Consider the following 22,679-nt stretch of genomic DNA (forward strand, 5'->3'; position numbering starts at 1 on the left):
GGCCACCCGTTGCCCACCTCCTCGATCCCGGGTTGATGCGGGATCGAGGGTGGAGCAGCACCGGTTCAGTCCCGGGACATCGGTCGGCGTGTCGTGAACCGGTGAACGTTCATGGCCACCGCACTAGCCGTACCGCTGGTCGGGCGCCTCAGTCGAACGGGTGCGGGTCGCGCCCGGCCAGCAGCAGGAACCGGTCGCGCCAGGACACGTGCCCGGCGGGCAGCGGCAGCCGGTCGCGGAACACCCCGCACGCGCGCCACCGGCCGGCGTCCGGTTCCATGCGCGTGAACAGGGCCTCGGCCAGGGCCTCCGGCAGCGGGCAGGCCCGCGATCCGAGGGCCATCGCCACGTCGTGGGCGAGGAAGCTCCGCAGGGCCGCGGCCTCGACGAGCTCGCCGTGCGCCGGGGCGCCGGGGCCGCGCTCCGCCAACCGGGCCAGCGGCGCGACCCCGTCCCAGCCCGGGCGCTCGGCGACCGGCCCGACGCGGATCCCGCGGTGCTGCGGTCCGACCCGGCCGAGGACCTCCGCCAGCGTCTCCTCGGCCATGCCGAACACCTCGACGTCGTCCACCGCTGGCCCTCCTCGCCGGTCGTCCCCCGATGAGATCAGGTCGGCTGGTCCGCGGAGCGCGCAATCTGAGACGTGGTGCCGGTGGGAGCCGCGCGACGACCACGTGGCGCGGCTCCGGAACGCTCCCACTACCGTGTGTGCTGTCACCCGGGCGGGTGGCGATGATCCGGAGGTGGTGCCGTGCCCGGCCTGCGCCGCGCACGCGTCGCCGCTCTGGTCGCCGCCATCGGCGCCCTGTTCGTCGCGGTGCTGGGGGTCTCGCTGGCCGCGGTGGGCGAGCGCCCGACGCCGACCGACCCGGTGCCGCCCGACGCCGCTGCACCGGCGGCCACCGCGTCCGCGCCGCCCGCAGCACCCGCACCGCCCCCGACGACCTCGTCGCCGCCCGCGCCGCCGCGCACCGGCACCGCCCAGTCGCTCTGGCTGCACCTGAACTCCACCGCCACCACTGACGACCTGCTCGCCACCGAGGCCCGGCGGCGATCGTTCGTCGTGCTGAACCAGTGGGAGAGCGGGCTGATCCCGCGGTTGAAGGCGGCCAACCCGGCGATCCGGGTCTACGTCTACAAGGACCTGTCCTCCACGCGCAGCTACGCCTGCCGCAACGGCGTCGACGACCGTGACCTCCCGACCGGGGTCGGCTACTGCGACGCCGACGCCAACCACCCCGACTGGTTCCTCACCTCGCCGCGCGGGGGGCGCTACGAGTACAGCGGCTACCCGGGGCACTGGCAGATGGACGTGGGCAACCCCGACTACCAGAACGCCTGGGCGGCGAACGTGATCGCCGCCGCGACGGCGGCCGGGTTCGACGGCGTCGAGATGGACAACGCCCTGTTCGACTGCGACACCTACCACCGCGGCTCGTGCCCGCCGAAGTACCCGGACGACCGGGCCATGCAGGCCGCCTACACCTCGATGCTGCAGAACGTGCGCGACGACTTCCGCGCGGCGGGGCTGGAGACGGTGGCCAACCTGGCCAACGCACGCCTGCACCCCGGCGTGTGGGACGCCTACACCGAGCACCTCGACGGCGGCTTCGACGAGTGGTGGCTGGTCTTCTCCGACACCAACATGCTGGCCGAGTACGGCGAGGGCTGGAGCCGGGTGGTCGGCCAGATCGAGTCGAACGAGGTCCGCGGCAAGATCACCTGGGTGCAGCCGCACTTCTCCCCGGGGGCGGTGCGCCCGTTCCGCTACGCCTTCGCCAGCTACCTGATGGCCGCCGGCCCGCGCAGCGCGTTCGTCGAGATCGCCCGCACCGACGCCTACGGCGACCCGACCCCGTGGCGCCCGGAGTACGAGTGGGACCTCGGCGACCCGGCCGGGCCGCGGACGCCGGTCGGGCCGAACCTGTGGCGGCGCGACTTCGCCTGCGGCGTCGCGGTGGTGAACGCGGGCGCGAGCCGGTCAGGGGCCCGCACGGTCGAGCTGGGCGGGCCCTTCGTCGACCAGGACGGCGCCACGGTGACCTCGGTGTCGCTGGCCGGGACGTCCGGGGCGGTGCTGCGCCGCCCCGGCTGCGCCCCGTAGGTCGGCCGGCGGCGGTCGCGGTGCACGTGAGCACGAACGAGGCTGCTGGGGGTGCGCGGCGGTGGTCACCGGAACGCCGGTGACGTCGGCGCCATCCCCATCAGCACGGCCCCGGCGCTGTCGTAGATGGTCGGGGACAGGAACGCGTGCTGCTGGGGGACCTGGGCGTCGGCCAGCAGGGCCTGCAGGGGGTGGTCGGAGTAGATCGCCGCGGTGCCCGAGATCGACACGATCGCGCTCACCACCGCCGCGGAGGTCCGGGCCAGGTGCGCGGCCGAGAGGCGCAGGTGGGCGTTCTTCCCGTCGTCGAGCTCGCCGTGCAGGACGCTCTGCCAGGCCTCCTCGGCGGCCTCGTAGAAGTAGGCGCGCGCCGAGCGCAGCGTGGCCTCGGCCTCGGCCACCTGGGCCCGGTAGTAGGGCCGGTCGGCCAGCTTGGGCGCGCCGGTGACGCTGGCCCGTCCGCCGCCCGTGCCCGTCGCGAAGTCGAGCGCCGCGCGGGCCACCCCGGCCGAGACGACCGACAGCGCCTGGGCGGCGTAGGTGATGGTCGGGTAGCGGTAGATCGGCTCGTCGATGCTGGGCTCGCCGCCGCGGATGAAGGTCCAGTCGCGGTCGACGTCGACCTCGTGCACGGCCAGGTCGAACGAGCCGGTCGCCCGCATCCCGACGACGTCCCAGTCCTGGATGATCTCGACGTCGCGGGGGCGCAGCACCGCGCCCCGCGGCTTGCCCGCGGTGCTGTCGTCGCCGGGGATGCCGACGCACAGCACGTCGGCGGCCATGCACCCGCTGGCGAACTTCCAGCGCCCGTTCACCCGGAAACCGCGCTCCGTGGGCGGCGCGGGCTGGACGGGGAACAGGGCGCCGGCGAAGACGACGTCGGGCCCGTCGGCGTAGATCTCGGCGAGCGTGTCCACCGGCAGCGGGCCGAGGTAGGACACCTGGGCGCCGAAGCTGGCGACCCAGCCGGTCGAGCCGTCGACCGCCGAGATGCGCTCGACCAGGCGCAGGAAGTCCGCGGGCGGCATCGGTTCGCCGCCGAAGCGCTGCGGGGCCGAGGCCCGGTAGAGGCCCAGCCGCACGAGCCGGTCGACGAAGTCGCGCGGGACGTAGCGCAACCGCTGGAACTCCTCGCGGCGCTCGGCCAGTTCGTCGAGCACCGCGTCGAGCGTCGCGGCTGGTTCGGCGGCTGGGGCCTGCGTCGTCTGGGTCATCCCTGCTCCTCGGCCTCGGCGGCGGGTGCCGGTGGTCGAGAGTTTCGCCACGGCGCCGGCTTGTCAAAGACCCCGGTCCGCACACCGGACCGGGCCCGGCGCCGGTTCACCGGCACGAACGCGGACCGCTGGGCGAACCGCGCCCGGATTCCGGACGCGGTCCGGTCAGCGGACCGCTGACCTTGGAGCCCGCCCGGCGCGGTGCTGGACTCGCCGTGTCGCGTCGGCGCGCTGCCGCCGCGGGGTTCGGGGAGGGTCGGCATGAGTGTGCAGAACCGGGCGGCGGGCGCGACCGCCCCGGTCCCGCGCAGGCGTCCGCGCCGGGCGGGCCGGCTGCCCGGCCGCCAGGACTGGTCGACCTGGCCGCACTACCGCGGCGCGGCCGCCGGGTTCCGCGGCTACTGGTACCCGGTGTGCTACTCCTCCCAGCTCACCGGCAGGCCCAAGCAGGTCACGCTGCTCGGCGAGAAGATCGCGCTGATCCGCGACGCCGGCACCGCCTACGCCATCGAGGACCGCTGTCCGCACCGCGGGGTCCCGCTCAGCCAGGGCGACCAGCAGTTCCCGGGCACGATCTCCTGCCCGTACCACGGGTGGACGTTCGACCTGGAGACCGGCGACCTGCTGGCCGCCATCACCGACGGCCCGCAGTCGCCGATCCGCGGCAAGGTCACCCAGCCGACCTACGAGGTCGCCGAGCGCCTGGGCATGGTGTGGGTGTTCGTCGGCGACGGCGAGGACGCCCCGCCGATCGACGAGCAGCTGCCCGAGGAACTGGTCGACAACCCGGCGGTGATCGGCTCGCGGATGCAGCCCCGGGTCGGCGACTGGCGCTTCGCCTGCGAGAACGGCTACGACGAGGGCCACGCCAAGTACCTGCACCGCACGGCGCTGTGGCGGCTGTTCAAGGCCATGCCGGTGTGGAACGAGACGCGGATCGTGCAGCGCGGGCGCTGGATCTTCCGCGTGCAGGACGCCCAGCACTGGACCGCGGACTTCCCCGGCCTCGGGCGCTGGGACAACCAGGCCTGGTTCAAGCTCAAGCCGCCGCGGCGCACCGCCAACATCGGCAACACCGGCGGGCACCGCGAGGTGCACCCGGTGATCGCCGCGCAGGAGTTCCCCGGTTTCGTGTCGGTGTCGATGCCCGGCGTGCTGCGGGTGGTCTACCCGACCTTCATCCACTACGAGTTCTACGTGCCGGTCGACGCCGGCAACCACCTCTACGTCGGCGTCATGGCCGAGTTCCACGAGGGCGCGCGGGCGCTGCCGTTCTACGCGAAGTACCTCGGGTTCGTCCGCTGGCTGTTCCACGGCCAGTTCTCCGCCCAGGACAAGTGGATGGTCGAGCTCACCGACGCCCCGCCGGAGCGGCTCTACCGGCCCGACGAGTCGCTGCTGCGCTGGCGCAGGCTCGCCGAGGACGTCACCGAGGAGCGCGTCGCGCGGTTGCGCGCCGACGGGCTGGAGCCCGCCGCGCCGACCGACGGCGGCTGAGGGCGGGAGGACGCGGCGATGGCGCGGATCGTGCTCGGGGTGGGGGCCTCCCACTCCACGCTGATGAACACGCACTGGGACCGGGTGGTGCACACCGAGGACGCCGAGCGGTTCCGCGACGCACTCGGCGAGGCGCGCGACGCGATCGCCGCGGCGCGCCCGGACGTGGCCGTGGTGGTCGGCTCCAACCACTTCCGGGGCTTCTGGCTGGACCTGATCCCGGCCTTCACCCTCGGGGTCGGGGAGGTCGTCGGCGCCGGTGAGGCCGGGACGCCCAAGGGGCCTCAGCGCACCCACCCCGCCGTCGCCCGCGCACTGGCCGAGGCGCTCATCGAGCGGGGCACCGAGGTCGCGCTCTCGGCGCGCCTGCAGATCGACCACGGGCAGACCCACGCCATCCAGTACCTGCTGCGCGACCTCGACGTCCCGGTGGTGCCGCTGGTGGTGAACGTCTTCGCCGTGCCCTTGCCGCGGCCGGACCGCTGCGTGGCACTGGGCCACAACCTCGCCGAAGCGGTGCGGGCGCTGCCCGGCGACCTGCGGGTCGTCGTCATCGCCTCCGGCGGGCTGTCGCACCAGCTGCCGTGGCCGGCGGACTGGCGCGACCCACAGAACGCCGACGAGGAGTTCCTGGTCGAGGCCTGGCTCAACGGCCGCGGCGAGTGGGAGCGCTACGACGAGCGCCGCCGCGCGATCATCACCGCGGCCCGGCCGGTGATCTTCAGCGGGTTCGACGAGCGGTTCCTGGCCGACCTGGAGTCCGGCGACCTGCGCCGCTACGCCTCCTGGACCAGCGCCGACATCGAGCGCGCCGCAGGCAACGGGGGCCAGGAGCTGCGCACGTGGCTGACCATGGCCGCGGCGCTCGGGTTCGCCCCCGGCAGGAGGCTGGCCTACGCGGCGATGCCCGAGTGGCTCACCGGCATGGGCGTCGCCATGGTCGAACCGGCCGGGACCGCCCCGTGAGCGCGCCGCCGGAGGCCGGGGCGCAGGCGGAGGCGCTGGTCGCGGACGTCCTGGCGCGGATCACCGAGGACCGGCTGCGGGCCGCGGCCCGCGCGGTGACCGCGATCCCCAGCCCCACCGGCCGCGAGGCGCCGCTGGCCCACTTCCTCGCCGACCGGCTCTCCGCGGCCGGGTTCGCCGCGACGGCCCAGCACCTCGACGCCACCCAGGCCAACGCCGTCGGGCGGCTGCGCGGGCGGGGCGGCGGCGAGGACCTGATGCTCTACGCCCCCATCGACACCCTCACCACCGGCGAGGAGGCGCTCGACGTCCCGTGGGTCGGGCCGCGGCTGCGCCCGGACATGCTGCCGGTCGCCCGGGACGAGGGGCCGTTCGTGTCCGGACTGGGCGCGAGCAATCCCAAGGGGCACACCGCGTGCCTGCTGGTGCTGGCCGAGGCGCTCGCCGAGGCCGGCCCGCGGCCGGCAGGCGACGTCGTGGTCGCGTTCGGTGCGGGCGGGATGCCCACCAACGCCGTCGAGGCGCCGGGCTACCCGCAGCGCGCCGGCACCGGCCACGGCGCGGGCTGCTCGTTCCTGCTCGAACGCGGCTGGTACACCGACCACGCGGTGATCGCCAAGCCGGGCGACTTCGTCGCGCACGAGGAGGTCGGCCTGTCCTGGTTCGAGATCACCGTCCCCGGCGTGCACACCTACGTCGGCAGCCGGCACCGCATGCCCTACCGCAACCCCATCGTCACCGCAGCCGAGGTCGTCACCCGGCTGGAGGGCTGGCTCGCCGAGCACCCGCGCCGCCACCGCACGCCCACCGCGGCGCCGCAGGGCGTGATCGGGGCGATCGCCGGGGGCTGGGAGCGGATGCTCGCGGTGACCCCCGCCCTGTGCCGGATCCGACTCGACCTGCGGATGGCGCCGGGCGCGACGCCCATGGCGACCAAGCGCGACCTCGCCCGCTTCGTCGAGGCGGTCGGCCGCGAGCTCGGGGTGGACCTCGGCGTGGAGATGGTGCTGGCCGTGCCGGCGTCGCACACCCCGCCGGACGCGCCGGTCGTGCGGCGCGCCGTCGCGGCCTGGGAACGGGTCGCCGGCCGCGCCCACGAGCCGGTGCCCGACAACAGCGGCGCCACCGACGCGAACATCCTGCGGGCGCGCGGCATCCCCACCGCGCGCGTCGGGATGCCCAAGGCGTCCTCCGACGTGCTGGACGTCGACCCGGCGCTGGACTTCTCGCGCGGGATGAACACCGTCGACGTCCGGGCCATGCGGCGCCTGTGCGCCGTGCTCGCCCGGACCACCGCCGCGCTGACCGGCACCACGACCGCTTGAGGAGCACCGACCGATGGCCCCTGCCCCACCCAGCCACTACGCCGACGGCGGTGGCGTCCGCTACCACTACCACGACCTGGGCAGCGGTCCGGACACGATCTTCCTGCACGGCGGCGGACCCGGCTGCACCGCGTGGAGCGACTTCGGGCCGGTGGCCCCGCTGTTCGCCGCCGACCGGCGCTGCCTGCTGGTCGACATCCACCAGTACGGCCGGTCCGAGAAGTCCCGGATCGAGGGGCCGATGTGGGACCACCACGCGGTCAAGACCGTCGCGCTGATGGACGCCCTCGACGCCGAGCGGGCCGACTTCGTCTGCAACTCCTGGGGCGGCACCATCGCGCTGAACCTGGCCGCGAACTACCCGGAGCGGGTGCGCTCGCTGGTGGTCACCGGCAGCATGCCGGTCTTCTACGGCCCGCTGGCCCCGCTGCCCGAGGGCGGGCGCCGCGGCCGCAACGCCCGCGACGTCTACTACGGCGGCGAGGGCCCGACCCGGGAGAAGATGCGCGCCCTGATCACCCGGCTGGAGTGGTACGACCCCGACGCGCTGCCCGAGGAGACCCTCGACCTGCGCTACGAGCAGAGCCTCGACCCGGGGGAGCGGGCGCTGGCCGCGATGTCGGACTCGCCGCGGGGGCAGTGGCAGGACCTGACCGCCGAGCTGGGCCGCATCCGGGCCCCGGTGCTGTTCCTCTGGGGCATGCAGGACGCGTTCCTCACCCCGGACTACCCGCTGATGCTGGCCCGGATGGTGCCCAGCGGGAACCTGCACGTGATGGGCCGCGCCTCGCACCACCCGCAGGAGGAGCGGCCGCAGGCCTACCACTCGGTGGTCTCCGGGTTCCTGGACGTGCAGCCCGCGGCCGTGGCGCAGGCGGGCTCGCCGGCCGCGGCGGGGTCGCGGTGAAGGGCGGGAGGGCGGCCCGGGTCGCGCTCGTACCGGCACTGGCCGCTGTCGTCGTCCTGGTGCGCAGGCTCGCCGCGCGCAGCAGCACCCAGGTCCACCGGATCAACTAGAAGTGACCGAGTCCCGGGAGCAGCCGTGAGCATCTGGACCGACCTGAGCCCGATCGCCTTCCGCGTCGAGTTCGTCGACGCCGGCGGCGTCCGCACCCGTGCGCTGCGCGCTGGCGACCCGGGCGCCGAGCCCGTGGTGTTCCTGCACGGCACGAGCGGGCACCTGGAGGCCTTCTCCCGCAACGTCGTCGCGCACGCCGGCTACGACGTGCACGCGATCGACATGCTCGGGCACGGCCGCACCGGCAAGCCCGACCGGCCCTACGAGATCGCCGACTACGTCGAGCACCTCCTCGACTACTTCGACGCGGTCGGCATCGACCGCGCGCACGTCGTCGGGGAGTCGCTGGGCGGCTGGGTCGGCGCCCGCACGGCCACGACGCACCCGGAGCGCGTGCGGAGCCTGCAACTGCTCTGCGCGGGCGGCACCGTGGCGAACCCGGCCGTGATGGAACGGATCAGGACCAGCACCCGGCAGGCGGTGACGAACGACGACGTCGAGCTGACCCGCGAGCGGCTGCGGCTGCTCATGGCCGACCCCGCCGACGCCACCGAGGAGCTGGTCGAGGTCCGGCACGCGATCTACCACGCCCCCGACTTCGTGGCCAACGTCGACAACCTGCTGTCGCTGCAGGACATGGCGCGCCGGCGGCGCAACCTGCTGACCCCCGAGGAACTGGGGCGCATCCCCCACCCCACGCTGATCGTCTGGGGCAGGCAGAACCCGTTCGGGGAGGTGCCCGAGGCCGCGGCGATGCACGAGCGCATCCCGGGCTCGCGCCTGGAGCTGTTCGACGAGTGCGGCCACTGGCCCCAGCACGAGCAGGCCGCCCGCTACAACGCGCTCAGCCTGGAGTTCCTGGGCGAGGCGGCGCGGCGCCCGCTGCCGGTCGCGGACGGGTCCGGGGTCCGCTGAGCGGTCCGGGTCCGTTGGCCGGACGGGGTCCGCTGACCGATCCTGTGACGGTGACCACCCCGCCGCACGGCGAAGCCTCGGCCCCCGGCGCCAACAGCGTGCTGGGCAAGGTGCGGCTGATCCTGGAGGCGTTCGGGCCCGACGACGAGCACCTCAGCCTGACCGAGATCACCCACCGCTCCGGAGTCGCCAAGGCCTCGGTGCACCGGCTGGCCCAGGAGCTGCTGCAGTGGGGGCTGCTGGAGCGCCGTGGTTCGGACTACCGGCTGGGCATGCGGCTGTTCGAGATCGGCCAGCGCGTCCCGCGCCAGCGGATCCTGCACGACGCCGCCCGGCCCTGGATGGAGGACCTCTACCAGGCCACCGGCGAGACGATCCACCTCGCCGTGCGCGACGGCCTGGAGGTGCTCTACCTGGAGAAGGTCTCCGGGCACGGCCAGATCACCCGGCCCTCGCGCGTCGCCGGCCGGATGCCGCTGCACTGCACCGCCACCGGCAAGGTCCTGCTGGCCTTCGGGCCCGCCGACGTGCTGGACGAGGTGCTCGGCATGCCGCTGGAGCGGGTGACGCCCTACACCGTCGTAGCGCCGGGGCTGCTGCGCCAGGAGCTGGCCCGGGCCCGCGATCTGGGGTACGCGCTGGAGCAGGAGCAGACCCGCGAGGGCTTCGTCAGCGTCGCGATCCCGCTCGTGGGCGCCTCGGGCGCGACGATGGGCGCGCTGTCGATCACCGCGCCGGCGTTCCGGGCGGACGTCGGCAAGTTCGCCGGCCTGCTGGCGATGGTCGGGCGGCGCATCGCGAAGTCGGTCTCGGCGCTGGGCCAGGGCTGACCGGCGCGCTCAGGTGAGCGGTCGAGGCCGATTCCCGTCCCACCGCTCCGCGTCACGCCGCGCCCGGTGAATTCTCGGTGTCGGCATGTGCGAAATCGTGCAATCCATTCCCGTGTCGACGCGGACGTGACACGGAGGGTGGGGCCCGGCGGCCGACCGTCGCTGGTCGGGCCGGTGGAGATCGGCGAGTGGTTACGGCGAGTAGTCGACACCCGACGCGCGTCGGTGCGCGGTGGTGCCGCCGTCGACATTTCCACGGCTCCGGGGAAATCGTCGAAGAATCGTTCCGCCGGATCGTCGGCGACCGATCCCTGGAATTGCGGGTGGAATCAGCGACCGGACTGCGAGGGGAAGTACGGGGCCGGCTGGTCGGTGATCGGGTTGGCCAGGTAGAACTGCTGCTCGATCATCTTCAGGTCGCGCCGGGCCAGGGCCAGGTTGGCCTGCGCCCGGTTGAGCACCAGGTAGAAGAACAGCTTCTCGTCCGGCAGGCCGCGGATGGGCCGGATCAGGTGGTACTGGGTGTCCAGGGTGATCAGGATGTCCTCGATCGCCTCGCGCAGGCCGAGCTTCTGCATCACGTCGAGCTTGGTGCGCATCACGTCGCTGTTGCCGGGGGCGGCGACCTCGAGGTCGAACTCGGGGCTGCCGCCGCGCGACCCCAGCATCATGCCGCTGTCGTAGTCCACGAGGGCGATGGCGAATGCGCCCTTGATGCTCGCCGCGGCGTCGAGCGACTGGTCGATGCTGCTCATTCGGGGGAAGCCTCCAGGCGGGGACGTCTCGGCGCTCGGAAGTGTTCAGGGGATTATCCGAGCGGGGAATCGGAGCGTAGCCCAGGAGTGTCCAGTCGCAACAACGTCCTCCGAAGAGCCTATGAAAGAGACGGTGAGTAGTCGGACGTCAAGCCGAACGGGTGATGTGAACGGCACTGCGGTCACGTGCCGTTCGCGGCCGGCAGCCGACTCGCGGCCGATGTGCAGGCGAGGCGCCCGACGGCTCCCGCGTAGGGTGGCCCGCGTGAGCAGGCCGCTGTACATGCTGAAGGCGGAGTTCTTCAAGACGATGGGGCATCCGGTGCGGATCCGCGTCCTGGAGCTGCTCAACCTCCGCGAGCACGCGGTGTCCGAGCTGCTGGCCGTGATCGACGTCGAGCCGGCGAACCTGTCCCAGCAGCTCGCCGTGCTGCGCAGGGCGGGCCTGGTCACGACCCGCCGGGAGGGTGCGGCGGTCTACTACTCCACGACCAGCCCGCAGATCGCGGAGCTGATGGCGGTCGCGCGCTCGATCCTCACCGGTGTGCTCTCGGGCCAGGTGGAACTGCTGGAGGACCTGCGGACCCCCTGAGGTGCACGACGCCCGGATCGAGGCCGGACCGCTCCGGGCGGGCGGAGCGCCGTGGTGGCCGGCCCGCAGCAGCGGCCAGATGGCCGAACGCGGGCCGCAGTAGGTTTGTCGCGTGAAGGTACTGCTGCTGGAGAACATCCACCCGGTCGCGGCGGAGGCGTTCCGGCGCGCGGGCTTCGAGGTCGACGCCCGGGCGGGGTCGCTGAGCGAGGACGAGCTCACCGACGCGCTGGCGGGGGTGTCGCTGCTCGGCATCCGCTCCAACACCACGGTCACCCCCGCGGTGCTGGAGGCGGGCAAGGACCTGCTGGGCGTGGGCTGCTTCTGCATCGGGACGAACCAGGTCGACCTGGCCGACGCGGCCGAGCGGGGCGTCGCGGTGTTCAACGCGCCGTTCTCCAACACCCGAAGCGTCGTCGAGCTGGTGCTGGGCGAGATCATCTCGCTGTCGCGGCGGCTGCCGGAGAAGAACCGGCGGATGCACGAGGGCGTCTGGGACAAGTCGGCGCGCGGTAGCCACGAGGTGCGCGGGCGCACCCTGGGCATCGTCGGCTACGGCAACATCGGCACCCAGCTGTCCAACGTCGCCGAGGCCGTCGGGCTGCGGGTGATCTTCTTCGACACCGCCGACCGGCTGGCCCACGGCAACGCCCGGCGGGTCGGCACGCTGGAGGAGCTGCTGGCCGCGTCGGACTTCGTGAGCCTGCACGTCGACGGCCGCCCCGGCAACGCCGGGCTCTTCGGCGCCGAGCAGTTCGCGCTGATGAAGCCGGGTGCGGTGTTCATCAACGCCTCCCGGGGGATGGTCGTCGACGACGCCGCGCTGCGCGCGAACATCCTGTCCGGGCACGTGTCCGGGGCCGCGATCGACGTCTTCCCGATCGAGCCCAAGGCGCAGGGCGACCCGTTCGAGTCGCCGCTGCGCGACCTGGACAACGTCATCCTCACCCCGCACGTCGGCGGCTCGACGCAGGAGGCGCAGGAGGAGATCGGGCACTTCGTGTCCGGCAAGCTGCTCGGGTTCGTCACCGCGGGCGCCACGGCCCTGTCGGTGAACCTGCCCCAGGTGGCCCCGCCCCGCCCGGCCGGCGCGTTCCGGCTGGGCTACCTGCACGCGAACGCCCCCGGGGTGCTGGCCGAGATCACCGGGCTGCTCGCCGACGCCGGGGTGAACGTGACCGGCCAGTCGTTGTCGACGATGGGCGAGCGCGGCTACGTCATCACCGACACCGACGCCGTGCTGAGCGAGGAGGCGCTCTCGGTGCTGCGGCGCTCGCCGCGGACGGTCTGGCTGCGCGCCTGGCGCCCCTGAGCCCAGGACCATCGGCGGGCTCGCGCAGCCCGCCCGACACCTTCCCGCCGGCTCGGCACCGCCGGTCGGTTCTGTCGCGTCCTCCGTCCGGCCCCGGCCTACGCCCGGACGGGGGACGACGTTGCGCCACGGTCGTTGCGTATCGTGCGACCCGTTGACCTATGCGGCACGTCGCGAGTAGCCTCCGGCGCGCGGTCAGAAGTCGGCGCAGTTCCTGGGAAGCGTATTCGGCACCGTGGCCGGGCCACGGCCGATTTCGATTGTCCGGAAACGTCGGGACCGCAGTCGCCACAATACCGCCCGTGGTCGTGGAACTGATCCGGAAATGGTGGAGCCGTCAATGTCGACGTTGATGTCGAATGGTGCCCGTGCTGTCCAGTCGCACCACAACCAGCCCTCGGTCGACCAGTCCGATCGGATCGTCCCGATCAATCTGCGGCAGACCGGCCCGACCCCGGTGGAACTGCTCATCTCGACCCGCATCCGCAAGTCGCCGTACTGGCACCTCTCCATGGCGGCCGGGTGCTGGCGGGCCGAGGTCTACAACCGCGTCTACCACCCTCGCGGCTACGTCCGGCCCGAGGACGGCGGCGCGATGGCCGAGTACGACTCGCTGGTCAACGACGTCACGCTCTGGAACGTCGCGGTCGAGCGGCAGATCCGGGTCAAGGGCCCGGACGCCGAGGCCTTCGTCAACCTGGTGATCACCCGGGACGCCGCGAAGATCCCCGTGATGCGCGCCCGCTACGTCATCCTGTGCAACGAGAAGGGCGGGATCCTGAACGATCCGGTGCTGCTGCGGATCGCCGAGGACGAGTTCTGGTTCAGCCTCTCCGATTCCGATCTCATGCTGTGGCTGCAAGGGGTCAAGGTCGGTCAGCCCTACGACGTCGAGATCGACGAGATCGACGTGGCGCCGGTGCAGATCCAGGGTCCGCGATCGGTCGACCTGATGACCGACCTGTTCGGCGCCGAGATCGCCGACATCCCCTCCTACGGATTGCTGGAGGGAAAGGTGGCCGGGCTGTCGGTGGTCGTCTCCCAGACCGGCTTCACCGGGGAGAAGGGCTACGAGATCTACCTGCGCGACGCCACGCTGCACGCCGAGGAGATGTGGAACGCGGTGCTGGAGGCCGGGCGCCCGCACAACCTGCGGGTCATCGCCCCGGCCCACCACCGGCGGGTGGCCGCGGGGATCCTGTCCTGGGGCCAGGACATGGACGCCGAGACGCTGCCGTTCCAGGTCAACCTCGGCTACCAGGTGCCGCGGACCAAGCAGGCCGACTACATCGGCAAGGCGGCGCTGGAGCGGGCCCGCGCGCTCATCGAGGCGGGCAGCCCGCCGTTCCGGATGGTCATGGTGGGCATGCGGGTCGCGGGCAGGCCCATCGGCGAGTACGCCCCCGACTTCTGGCTGGTCCGCGGCGACGTCGACGGCGACCCGGTCGGCTACCTGACCTCGCCGTGGTGGTCGCCCGAACTGGGCACCAACATCGCGCTGGGCTACGTGCCGGTCGAGCTCTCGGCGGTGGGCACCGCGCTCGCCGTCGACCTGCCCGACGAGTACGCGGACGAGCCGGGCCGCCCGGTGGCCGCGGAGGTCGTGGAGATCCCGTTCCGGCCCTCGGTCAACCCGAACACGCGCGAGCGGCTCAAGGAGCGCGGGGCCGACAGCGCCGTGTGAGCGCGACCCGGCCCGGGGGCGGCCGCCCCGGGCCGGGACGACGCGTGCCCGCCGTCAGTCGACCGGCATCCGCAGCACCACCTTGCCCTCCGCGTGCCCGCTCTCGACCAGCGCCAGCGCCTCGCCCGCCTCGTCCAGCGGCCGGACCTCGCTGATGTGCGGGTCCAGCTGCCCGGCGGCGACCAGCCGAGCGAGCTCGGCCAGGACGGCGGTGCTGCGGTCGCGCTCGACGACCCGCCCGCCCAGCTCGGCGATCACCGGGCGGTCGGCCACCGAGAACAACCGCGAGCGGTCCGCGACGAGCTCGGCCACCGTGCGCAGGGCGTCGCCGCCGGCGAGGTCGAAGACGGCGTCGACGCCGCCGGGCGCGGCCGCGCGCACCCGGTCGAGCACGCCGGGCCCGTAGGCCACCGGGATGGCCCCGAGACCGGCGACCAGGTCGTGCTTGGCCGGGCTCGCGACCCCGACGACGGTGAGCCCCCTGGCCCGCGCGAGTTGCACCGCCGGGATCCCGACGCCGCCACCGGCCCCGTTGACCACCAGGGTCGCCCCCGGGGGCAGGCCCAGCTGCTCCAGCGCGTCGTAGGCGGTGCCGGCGGCGACGGGCAGGGCCGCGGCGGCCTCCGGCGTCACCGACTCCGGGCGGTGGGCGGCGAAGGACGCGGTGACCAGCGCCTGCTCGGCCCAGCCGCCGACCATCCCCGGGCAGCCGCCGAACACCTCGTCGCCGACGGCGAACCCGTCGACCCCGGGCCCGAGCGCGGTGACCGTCCCGGCGACCTCGCGGCCGAGCACCGCCGGACCGGCCGTCCCGTAGGAGCCGTTGCGGACCCGCCAGTCCCCGGGGTTGACCGCCGCCGCCCTGACCCTGACCAGCACCTCGTCCGGCCCCGGTGCGGGCACCGGGACGTCGAGGAAGGTCTGCTTGTCCGGCCCGCCGATCTCGCTGAACCCGTACGCGCGCATCCCGCTCCCTTCGCCTCCGCCGAACGTAGCGATCTTCCGCGCCCGCGGGCACCTCCAGGGCCACCCGGCCGCGCGCCGGTTACCCGGTTGACGCGCGTGCTCTGCTCGACGGCGGGCGGCGAGCGGGGGTGCGTGCGGTGTCGGGATCGTTGTCCGTGGCGGTGGTCGGCGGCGGGATCGGGGGACTGGCCGCGGCGCTCGCGCTGTCGCGGGCCGGGCACGACGTGCGGGTGTTCGAGCAGGCCCGCGCGGTGTCCGAGGTGGGCGCGGGCATCCAGCTGGCGCCCAACGCCACGCGGGTGCTGCGCGACCTCGGGGTGCTGGCCGAGATCGAGCGGGTGGCGGTGCGGCCCGAGGTGTTCGAGTTCCGCCGCTGGGACGACGGGCGCCTGCTGTCCTCGACACCGCTCGGGGCGGCCATCGAGCAGACCTACGGCGCGCCGTACCTGCACGTGCACCGCGCCGACCTGGTGCGGGTGCTGGCCGGGGCGTTCCCGGCCGAGCGGGTCGCGGTGGGGCGGCGCTGCGTCGGGGCGGTGCGCCGGCCCGACGGGGCCGAGGTCCGGTTCGCCGACGGGTCCGGCACGGCCGCCGACGTCGTGGTGGGGGCCGACGGCATCCACTCGGCGGTGCGGGCGTCGCTGTTCGGCGCGCGGGCCGCCCGGTTCACCGGCTACGTCGCGTACCGGGGCCTGGTGCCCGCCCAGCGGGTGGCCGGGCTGGGGCTCGGCCGCCGGTCGACGGTCGACCTGGGTCCCGGCGCGCACCTGGTGCACTACTTCGTCGCGGCCGGGCGCCTGCTCAACGTGGTGTGCGTGCTCGAGGAGAGCTCCTGGACGCGGGAGGCGTGGACCGACCCCGGCGACCCCGCGGAGCTGCGGGCGGCCTTCACCGGCTGGCACCCCACCGTGCGCGGTGTCGTCGAGGCGCTGGACCACCCGCTCAAGTGGGCCCTGTTCGACCGCGAGCCGCTGCCCGAGTGGGGCGCGGGCGCGGTGACCCTGGTCGGTGACGCCTGCCACCCGATGCTGCCCTACGCCGCGCAGGGCGCCGGGCAGGCCGTCGAGGACGCCGCCGCGCTCGCCGCCTGCCTGACCGGGGCGAGCGCGGCCGACGTGCCGGCGGCGCTGGCCCGCTACGCCGAGCTGCGCCTGCCCCGCACCACCCGCGTGCAGGGCATGTCGCGCGACAACGGCACCCGCTTCCACCTCCCGGACGGGCCGGACCAGCTGGCCCGCGACGAGGTGATGGCCGCGGCGTTCGGGCTCTCCCCGGACATCGACTGGCTCTACGGCCACCCCGTGCCCGCGAGCTCGTCGGGTGGCCGGGAGGGCGCCCGTCGCGGATGATGGCGGGGTGGTCGATCTGCGGGTTCGAGGGGTCGGCTCGCTCACCGACCGCATCACGGCGCTGCGCGCGCGCCTGGGCGCCGACGTCTTCCAGAAGGTCGCGGGCGACGAGGGGCCGGGCCGCCGGGAGCGGATCCACAACGCGCCCGGGCCGCGGTGGTTCGCCGAGGACCGCCCCATCCGGCGCGTCCACGGCGATGCGTCGATGTTCGTGGGGGGCCTGCGGGCGCTGCTGCTGCAGTCGCTGCACCCGCTGGCCATGGCCGGGGTCGCCGGGCACTCGGGCTACCGCGGCGACCCGTGGGGCAGGCTCGCGCGCACCAGCTACTTCCTGGCCGCCACGACGTTCGGGCCCGACGCGGAGGCCCGCGCGGTCATCGAGCGCATCAGGAGCGTGCACAGCCGGGTGCGCGGGCGGGCACCCGACGGGCGGGCCTACTCCGCGGGCGACCCCCACCTGCTGGAGTGGGTGCACATCGCGGAGATCGACAGCTTCCTGCGGGCCCACCAGCGCTACGGCTCGCGCCCCCTGGACCAGGCCGGCCGCGACGGCTACGTCGCCGACACCGCCCGGGTGGCCCGGGAGCTCGGCGTCCCCGACCCGCCGCGGACCGAGGCGGCCCTCGCGGACCGGATCGCGGCCTACCGACCCGAGCTGGCCGGCACCCCGCAGGCCCGCTCGACGGCCCGCTTCCTGCTGCTGAACCCGCCGCTGGCGATCGCGGCCAGGGCGCCCTACGCGCTGCTGGCGGCCGCGGCGGTGGAGCTGCTGCCGTGGTGGGCCCGCACGCCGCTGCGGCTGCCCTACCTGCCGGTCGTGGAGCACACGCTGGTCCGGGCGGGCGGCCAGGTCGTCACGCACGGCATCCGCTGGGTGATGGCCGCGTAGGGCGGCGCCGTTCCGCCGGTGCTCAGGCCGGGTCGTCGGTGGGGTCCTGGGGTTCCTCGGGCGGTCTCGTGAGGTGCAGGTAGATCCATGATCCGACCGGACAGGATCCCGAAGAGCATGAACGGGGCGACCACCGCCACGACCTCGCCCAGGTCGAACTCCTGGACGAACTCGTCGAACAGGACGTGCACGAAGAGCAGGAGCGCGGCGCCCCAGACGCCTGCCCACACCTTCCACCGCCAGTCCCGCAACCGCTTGCCGTCCATGAACTCGACCGGGATCAGCCCGAAGACCGCGCCCTGCACGGCCAGCACGAACGTGGCGGCCGGCGCGGAGTCGAGCACGAGCAGGTCCAGGTCGGGCTCGGGCCGCCGGACCGCCCCGTCGACGGGCCACCACACCAGCCACGACACCACGCCGAGCCCCAGCAGCGCGACCGAGCCCCACAGGACCGACCGCGCGACCCGGGGGGTCCGACGCCGGGCCAGGGCGGTGCTGACGGCGAAGAACCCGAACAGCCCGTAGACGTAGCCGGGCTGGAAGCCGACGAGCCGGGAGACGAGCACGCACACGGCGACGACGACGAGGCCCACCATCATGACGCGGAACCGGCCGGTCTCCTGGTCGGAGCCCCGCTGGTCGAGCTCCGCGGTGCCGGAGTAGGCGACCGTGGTCAGCGGGACGGCGATCAGCAGCGCGATGGCCAGCACCGCGGTGTGCCCGTTGAACCAGGCACCGTTCTCGACCACGTGAAGGCGAAAGCGGTGGGTGGCGCACCGGGGGGCGGCGCCTGGGCCGCCCCGTTCGGTGGTGGCGCCGTCCCACCGGTGGGACCGCCGGTGGAGGTCGGGCCGGGTGGCGGCGTCCAGGTGCCGGCAGGGCCGCCGGTCGCCGATCCGCCGTTCGTGGGCGGGCGGTGGGTGTCGTGGTGGCGGGGCTCGGGATCGCCGGGACGTCGAACTCCGCGGTGGCCACCTGAGGGCCGCACGTGAGGCTGGCGACGTGCGCGCCGGCGGCGAGGTCGGGCACGACGAACGGCAGGGCCGGGTCACCGGTGGACGGGGATGGGGCGCGCGCTGGTGAACGTGGGGAGCGGCCGGTCCCCGACGTGGAGTTGCGGGACGCAGTCGAGGGCGAACCCGGACGCGACCGCCGCCACGGTCTGCCCGGGATCGGCCGCGGGCTCCGGGACAGCGAACACCCACTCGTCGGCTGACTTGCCGGCCGGCGAGAGTGGGAGCAGTTCGAGGGCGTCCCCGTTGCGCCACGTCGCCATCACCGAGTTGCCTCGCGGACACCGGGGTTCCGGTCGCGGGTCGACTGCCGGAAGGAAGCGCGCTGTGGGGACGCGGATACCCTCGGTGAGGACTTCGGTCGACCGGAGCAGTGCGGGGCGGTGCGTCAGGGGCGCAGGGTGGCGACCAGCGGGCGGTGGTCGGAGCTGGGCACCCAGAATGTCTGCGGATCGCCGACCCGCTCCAGCCCCTTCACGAACAAGTAGTCGATCTTGTTCCGGGCGGGTGACCCGGGTTCCTCGACGCGGTTGTCGGACGTGGGGGAGTTGCGCCCCTCGTCGACGTCGCGCAGGCCGGCGCGTTGCAGACCGTCGAGGCGCGGGTCGTCGGGGCCCATGTTGAGGTCGCCGAGGACCACGACGCGGTCGCCGGCGGCGGCCGCGGCCCGCGTCACGGCGTCGACCTGCTCGGCCTGCAGCGCCAGGCGCCGCCGGCCCTTCTCCTCGCTGTCGCCGCGTTCGGGCCCGATGGTGATGTGCGTGGTCAGCAGCCGGATCGGGGCGCCGGGGACGTCGAGGGTGACGGCCAGGAACGCGCGGGGCTCGTCGAGGCCGCCGCCGTCGGGCAGCAAGGTGTTCACCGGGTCCTTGAGCGGCACCCGCGACAGCACGGCCTGGCCGAACACGACCGGGCCGGCCGCGGTGCTGCGGCAGGTCTCGTAGAGCGCCTCCCGGGCCGGCCCCGGGACGAGCTCGTAGTCCAGGCCGTGCTCCGCGCGGAGCAGCCCGACGAGGTCCTCGGCGTCGCCCGCGCAGATCTCCTGGAAGGCGACGACGTCGGGGGCCCGCTCGGCCACGACGGGCGCCCAGTCGGGCGCGTCGAACGTGTTGGTGCGGACGTTCCAGGTCATCACCCGCAGCTCGGGCGGCGCGACCGCGGTGCTCGGTGCCGTGGTCGTTGCCGGCGCCGACGCCGTGGTCGACGCGGCCGCGGGAGACGCGGGGGGTGCCGTGGCCGTGGCGGTGGCGCATCCGGCTGCCATCGTGACCAGGGCCAGCGCGAGGACGACCGGAGAGGCCGCACGGCGGCCGGGCCCAGACACGTTCGAGGCCTCCCACGGGCTCCGGGACTACCGGTCGAGCCTAACCCCGGGTCGCGGGCCGCACGCGGCGGGAACCGGTCACGTCCCTCGCCCGTCGGATCGACCGGGCATCGATCGATCGGTTGACCGGGCGGCGTGGCACGGACGATGGAACGGCCCCGGCGGGCCAGCAGCATGGTCGGTATGGACAGCGGAACCAACGGCACGGCCCCCGCGTCGGGCGGCGGATCGCGCGGCGCGGCGATCATCGAGATCACCGACCTGCGGAAGGCCTACGGGGCGACCGTGGCCGTCGACGGGATCTCACTGCGGGTCGACCGCGGCGAGGTGTTCGGCGTGCTCGGCCCCAACGGGGCGGGCAAGACGACCACCGTGGAATGCGCGGTGGGGCTGCGCCGCCCGGACGGGGGCACCGTGCGGGTGCTGGGGATGGACCCCGCGGCCGACCCGGAGCGGGTGCGCCGCCGCGTCGGGATCCAGTTGCAGCAGGCGGTGCTGCCGCAGCGGATGACCGTGCGGGAGGCGATGGCGGTGTTCGCCTCGGCCTACCGCGGGGTGGTCGACCCCGCGGCGCTGCTGGACGAGTGGGGGCTGCGGGAGCACCGCCGCACGGCCTTCGGGAAGCTGTCGGGCGGTCAGCGCCAGCGGCTGTTCATCGCGCTGGCGCTGCTCGGCGACCCCGAGGTGGTCGTGCTCGACGAGCTGACCACCGGGCTCGACCCGGCGGCGCGCCGCGACACGTGGTCCCTGGTTCGCGGGCTGCGCACCCGCGGGGTGACGGTCGTCCTGGTCACCCACGCCATGGACGAGGCCGAGATGCTGTGCGACCGGCTTGTCGTCATCGACCGGGGCCGGATCGTGGCCGAGGGCGCACCGGACGCCGTGCGCGGCGAGCACCGCAGCCTGGAGACGGCCTACCTCGCGCTGACCGGGACGGAGGTGGCGTGATGCGACCGCTGGCCGTGCTGACCCGGGTGGAGTCCGCGCTGCTGCTGCGCGAACCGGCCGCGGTGCTGTTCACCCTGGCCCTGCCGCTGGTGCTGCTGACGCTCAACGGTGCGCAGGGCAACGCCCCGGACCCCGACCTGGGTGGGGCGGGGGTGATCGACGCCCTCGTGCCCGGCTACCTGGTCTACGTCATGGCCACCTCGGCGATCATGGGCATGGCCGAGACGCTGGCCGACTACCGCGACCGCGGCGTGCTGCGCCGGATGCGGATCAGCCCGCTGCGCCCGTGGCAGATCCTCGGCTCGCACGCCCTGACGCACCTGGCGATGAGCGCGGTCGGGGCGGTCGTGCTGGTCGCGGTCGCGGCGACCGCCTTCGACCTGCGGCTGCCGGCGTCGTGGGCGGCGACGTCGACGGCGCTGCTGCTGGCCGCGGCCTCGACGGTGGCCACCGGTTTCCTGCTCGCCGCGGTGCTGCCCACGGTGCGCACCACCCAGGCGGTGGCGGCGGTGCTGTACTTCCCGGCGATCTTCGTCTCGGGGGCGCTGTTCCCGCGGGAGGCGCTGCCGGAGTTCGCCCAGCGCATCGGCGACGTGCTGCCGATGACCTACGCGGTGCGGGCGCTGCGCGAGGCCTGGACCGACGGGGTGGTCGACTGGCCCGCGCTCGGTATCCTCGCCTCGGTCACGGTCGTCGCGACACCGGTCGCGGTGCGGGTGTTCCGGTGGGAGTCGAACTGAGCGCCAACGCGGACGAGCCGGTCGCGGGCCGGGACGCCTGGGGCCGGCTGGCCGGGCTGTGGCACCTGCTGCTCGCCGGCACCCTGGCGCTGCCGACCGCGATCACGCTGCTCTTCGGCCCGCTGGACGTGGCCGACCGGCTGGTCGTGGCCGGGCTGGTCGTGGTGTTCGGGGTGTGGCACTGGGCGCTGCTGGGCCGCGCGCCGCTCGGCGAGGAGAGCACCGGGACCGCCGTCGTGTACTGGGTCGGCACGGTGGCGCTGGTCGGCGCGCTCGCCGGCTACGGCGACAGCTACACCATCCTGCTCTACGGGCTGTTCCCGCTGGGGTTCATCACCCTGAACTGGTGGGGCATGGTCCCGCTGGTCGTGCTCACCGCTCTGATCGGCTGGCGGAGCGGGGGGTGGGCCGCGGGGCCCGCGGCGGCGATCAGCGTCGCGGCCACGGCGTTGCTGGCCGCCGTCATCGCGGTCGTGGTCGGTGCGGTGGCGCGGCAGAGCGAGGAGCGCCGCGCGGCGCTCGAGCTGCTCGCCGCGACCCGCGCGCAGCTGGCCGCGTCGGCGCGGCGCACCGGCGGGCTCGAGGAGCGCCAGCGGCTGGCCCGCGAGCTGCACGACACCGTCGCGCAGGGACTGGCCAGCATCGTCACCCACCTGGAGGCGGCGGACCAGGCCGTGTCCGACCGGCCCGACCTGGTCCGTTCCCACCTGGACATCGCCCGCCGCGCCGCCCGGGGCGGTCTCGACGAGCTGCGCCGCACGGTGCAGGCGCTGCGGCCGGACCTGCTGCACGGCGCGCCGCTGCCCGAGGCGCTGCGGCGCAGCGCCGAGCAGTGGTCGGGCGAGCACGCGGTGCCGGTCGAGGTGCGGGTGACCGGGGAGCCGACGGCCCTGCACACCGACACCGAGACCGCCCTGCTGCGCGTGGCGCAGGAGGCGCTGACCAACACCGCGCGCCACGCCGGCGCGTCCCGCGTCGTGCTGAGCCTTTCCTACCTGGGAGACACCGTGACCCTGGACGTCGACGACGACGGCATCGGCTTCGCCGGGACGCCCGCCCCGCGCCCGGACGGGGGCTTCGGCCTGATCGGGATGCGGGAGCGGGTCGCCGCGGTCGGCGGCCACCTGGCCGTGGAGAGCGCCCCCGGCGAGGGCACCACCGTCGCGGCGTCGGTGCCCGCGTGAGCGAGCTTGCGGGCTCACCGTTCAGCACGGCAGCGCTTGCGCTCGCGCAGGCGA

At 74.3% G+C, this 22,679-nt stretch carries 21 protein-coding genes; 15 read left to right on the plus strand and 6 right to left on the minus strand.

Annotation, left to right across the window (positions count from 1 at the left end):
* Nucleotides 1–148: 148 nt before the first annotated feature.
* A complete protein-coding gene (locus KDL28_RS19955) occupies nt 149–571 on the minus strand; it encodes a hypothetical protein (protein ID WP_252440872.1) in 423 nt (140 codons plus the stop codon).
* Nucleotides 572–751: 180 nt separating this feature from the next.
* On the opposite strand from KDL28_RS19955, the gene KDL28_RS19960 reads away from it, so the two are divergent.
* Complete coding sequence (locus tag KDL28_RS19960) at nt 752–2,104, plus strand: putative glycoside hydrolase (RefSeq protein WP_252440874.1); 1,353 nt, start codon at nt 752–754, stop codon at nt 2,102–2,104.
* A 65-nt stretch (nt 2,105–2,169) separates the two neighbouring features.
* Here the strand turns inward: KDL28_RS19960 and KDL28_RS19965 are convergent, their stop codons facing one another.
* Nucleotides 2,170–3,318: an acyl-CoA dehydrogenase family protein gene (locus tag KDL28_RS19965; RefSeq protein ID WP_252440876.1), complete on the minus strand. Its 1,149-nt coding sequence runs from the start codon at nt 3,316–3,318 to the stop codon at nt 2,170–2,172.
* A 261-nt stretch (nt 3,319–3,579) separates the two neighbouring features.
* On the opposite strand from KDL28_RS19965, the gene KDL28_RS19970 reads away from it, so the two are divergent.
* The 6 genes from KDL28_RS19970 (at nt 3,580) to KDL28_RS19995 (ending at nt 9,869) form a co-directional block, all read left to right on the plus strand.
* A complete protein-coding gene (locus KDL28_RS19970; RefSeq protein WP_252440878.1) occupies nt 3,580–4,815 on the plus strand; it encodes a Rieske 2Fe-2S domain-containing protein in 1,236 nt (411 codons plus the stop codon).
* 18 nt (nt 4,816–4,833) lie between these two features.
* On the plus strand, nt 4,834–5,781 hold the full coding sequence (locus tag KDL28_RS19975; RefSeq protein ID WP_252440880.1) for a DODA-type extradiol aromatic ring-opening family dioxygenase: 948 nt from the start codon (nt 4,834–4,836) through the stop codon (nt 5,779–5,781).
* Nucleotides 5,778–7,106 carry a M20 family metallopeptidase gene (locus KDL28_RS19980; RefSeq protein WP_252440882.1) on the plus strand — a complete coding sequence of 443 codons (1,329 nt, stop codon included), beginning with the start codon at nt 5,778–5,780 and terminating at the stop codon, nt 7,104–7,106. Before KDL28_RS19975 ends, KDL28_RS19980 begins: the two co-directional genes overlap by 4 nt.
* A 13-nt stretch (nt 7,107–7,119) precedes the next feature.
* Nucleotides 7,120–8,013: an alpha/beta fold hydrolase gene (locus KDL28_RS19985; protein ID WP_252440884.1), complete on the plus strand. Its 894-nt coding sequence runs from the start codon at nt 7,120–7,122 to the stop codon at nt 8,011–8,013.
* A gap of 135 nt (nt 8,014–8,148) precedes the next feature.
* A complete protein-coding gene (locus tag KDL28_RS19990) occupies nt 8,149–9,039 on the plus strand; it encodes an alpha/beta fold hydrolase (protein ID WP_252440886.1) in 891 nt (296 codons plus the stop codon).
* A gap of 50 nt (nt 9,040–9,089) precedes the next feature.
* Nucleotides 9,090–9,869, plus strand: a complete 780-nt coding sequence (locus KDL28_RS19995; protein WP_252440888.1) for an IclR family transcriptional regulator — start codon at nt 9,090–9,092, stop codon at nt 9,867–9,869.
* A 329-nt stretch (nt 9,870–10,198) separates the two neighbouring features.
* Here the strand turns inward: KDL28_RS19995 and KDL28_RS20000 are convergent, their stop codons facing one another.
* Nucleotides 10,199–10,624, minus strand: a complete 426-nt coding sequence (locus KDL28_RS20000; RefSeq protein ID WP_252440889.1) for a hypothetical protein — start codon at nt 10,622–10,624, stop codon at nt 10,199–10,201.
* Nucleotides 10,625–10,889: 265 nt separating this feature from the next.
* On the opposite strand from KDL28_RS20000, the gene KDL28_RS20005 reads away from it, so the two are divergent.
* The 3 genes from KDL28_RS20005 to KDL28_RS20015 all read left to right on the plus strand — a co-directional run bounded on the left by KDL28_RS20005 (nt 10,890) and on the right by KDL28_RS20015 (nt 14,212).
* Nucleotides 10,890–11,216: an ArsR/SmtB family transcription factor gene (locus KDL28_RS20005; RefSeq protein ID WP_252440890.1), complete on the plus strand. Its 327-nt coding sequence runs from the start codon at nt 10,890–10,892 to the stop codon at nt 11,214–11,216.
* Between the two features lie 112 nt (nt 11,217–11,328).
* Nucleotides 11,329–12,528 (plus strand): phosphoglycerate dehydrogenase, encoded by a 1,200-nt coding sequence (serA, locus tag KDL28_RS20010; RefSeq protein ID WP_252440892.1) that lies wholly within the window; start codon nt 11,329–11,331, stop codon nt 12,526–12,528.
* Nucleotides 12,529–12,880: 352 nt separating this feature from the next.
* Complete coding sequence (locus KDL28_RS20015) at nt 12,881–14,212, plus strand: glycine cleavage T C-terminal barrel domain-containing protein (protein ID WP_252440894.1); 1,332 nt, start codon at nt 12,881–12,883, stop codon at nt 14,210–14,212.
* 54 nt (nt 14,213–14,266) lie between these two features.
* On the opposite strand, the gene KDL28_RS20020 is transcribed toward KDL28_RS20015, so the two are convergent.
* Nucleotides 14,267–15,178 carry an NADP-dependent oxidoreductase gene (locus KDL28_RS20020; protein WP_252440896.1) on the minus strand — a complete coding sequence of 304 codons (912 nt, stop codon included), beginning with the start codon at nt 15,176–15,178 and terminating at the stop codon, nt 14,267–14,269.
* Between the two features lie 137 nt (nt 15,179–15,315).
* Between KDL28_RS20020 and KDL28_RS20025 the strand changes: the two genes are divergently transcribed.
* Nucleotides 15,316–16,527: an FAD-dependent monooxygenase gene (locus KDL28_RS20025; protein ID WP_252440898.1), complete on the plus strand. Its 1,212-nt coding sequence runs from the start codon at nt 15,316–15,318 to the stop codon at nt 16,525–16,527.
* A 7-nt stretch (nt 16,528–16,534) separates the two neighbouring features.
* Nucleotides 16,535–17,416, plus strand: coding sequence for an oxygenase MpaB family protein (locus KDL28_RS20030; protein WP_252440900.1), 882 nt, complete (start codon nt 16,535–16,537; stop codon nt 17,414–17,416).
* On the opposite strand, the gene KDL28_RS20035 is transcribed toward KDL28_RS20030, so the two are convergent.
* Together KDL28_RS20035 and KDL28_RS20040 are read right to left on the minus strand one after the other, a co-directional pair.
* The gene (locus KDL28_RS20035) at nt 17,332–18,165 is read right to left on the minus strand and encodes an FGLLP motif-containing membrane protein (RefSeq protein WP_252440902.1); all 834 of its coding nucleotides are present in this window, start codon (nt 18,163–18,165) and stop codon (nt 17,332–17,334) included. The two genes, KDL28_RS20030 and KDL28_RS20035, sit on opposite strands and share 85 nt — an antisense overlap.
* Before the next feature lie 652 nt (nt 18,166–18,817).
* Nucleotides 18,818–19,561 (minus strand): endonuclease/exonuclease/phosphatase family protein, encoded by a 744-nt coding sequence (locus tag KDL28_RS20040; RefSeq protein WP_252440904.1) that lies wholly within the window; start codon nt 19,559–19,561, stop codon nt 18,818–18,820.
* Nucleotides 19,562–19,936: 375 nt separating this feature from the next.
* Here KDL28_RS20040 and KDL28_RS20045 point away from each other — a divergent pair, with 375 nt between their 5' ends.
* Genes KDL28_RS20045 through KDL28_RS20055 form a run of 3 tightly spaced genes read left to right on the plus strand, consistent with a single transcriptional unit; the run spans nt 19,937 to nt 22,625 of the window.
* Nucleotides 19,937–20,701, plus strand: coding sequence for an ABC transporter ATP-binding protein (locus KDL28_RS20045; protein ID WP_252440906.1), 765 nt, complete (start codon nt 19,937–19,939; stop codon nt 20,699–20,701).
* A complete protein-coding gene (locus KDL28_RS20050) occupies nt 20,701–21,441 on the plus strand; it encodes an ABC transporter permease (protein ID WP_252440908.1) in 741 nt (246 codons plus the stop codon). The genes KDL28_RS20045 and KDL28_RS20050 overlap by 1 nt, the downstream gene beginning before the upstream one ends.
* On the plus strand, nt 21,426–22,625 hold the full coding sequence (locus KDL28_RS20055) for a sensor histidine kinase (RefSeq protein WP_252440910.1): 1,200 nt from the start codon (nt 21,426–21,428) through the stop codon (nt 22,623–22,625). The genes KDL28_RS20050 and KDL28_RS20055 overlap by 16 nt, the downstream gene beginning before the upstream one ends.
* The last annotated feature ends 54 nt before the right edge of the window (nt 22,626–22,679 follow it).

The organism is Pseudonocardia humida (assembly GCF_023898865.1).
GTDB classification, from domain to species: domain Bacteria; phylum Actinomycetota; class Actinomycetes; order Mycobacteriales; family Pseudonocardiaceae; genus Pseudonocardia; species Pseudonocardia humida.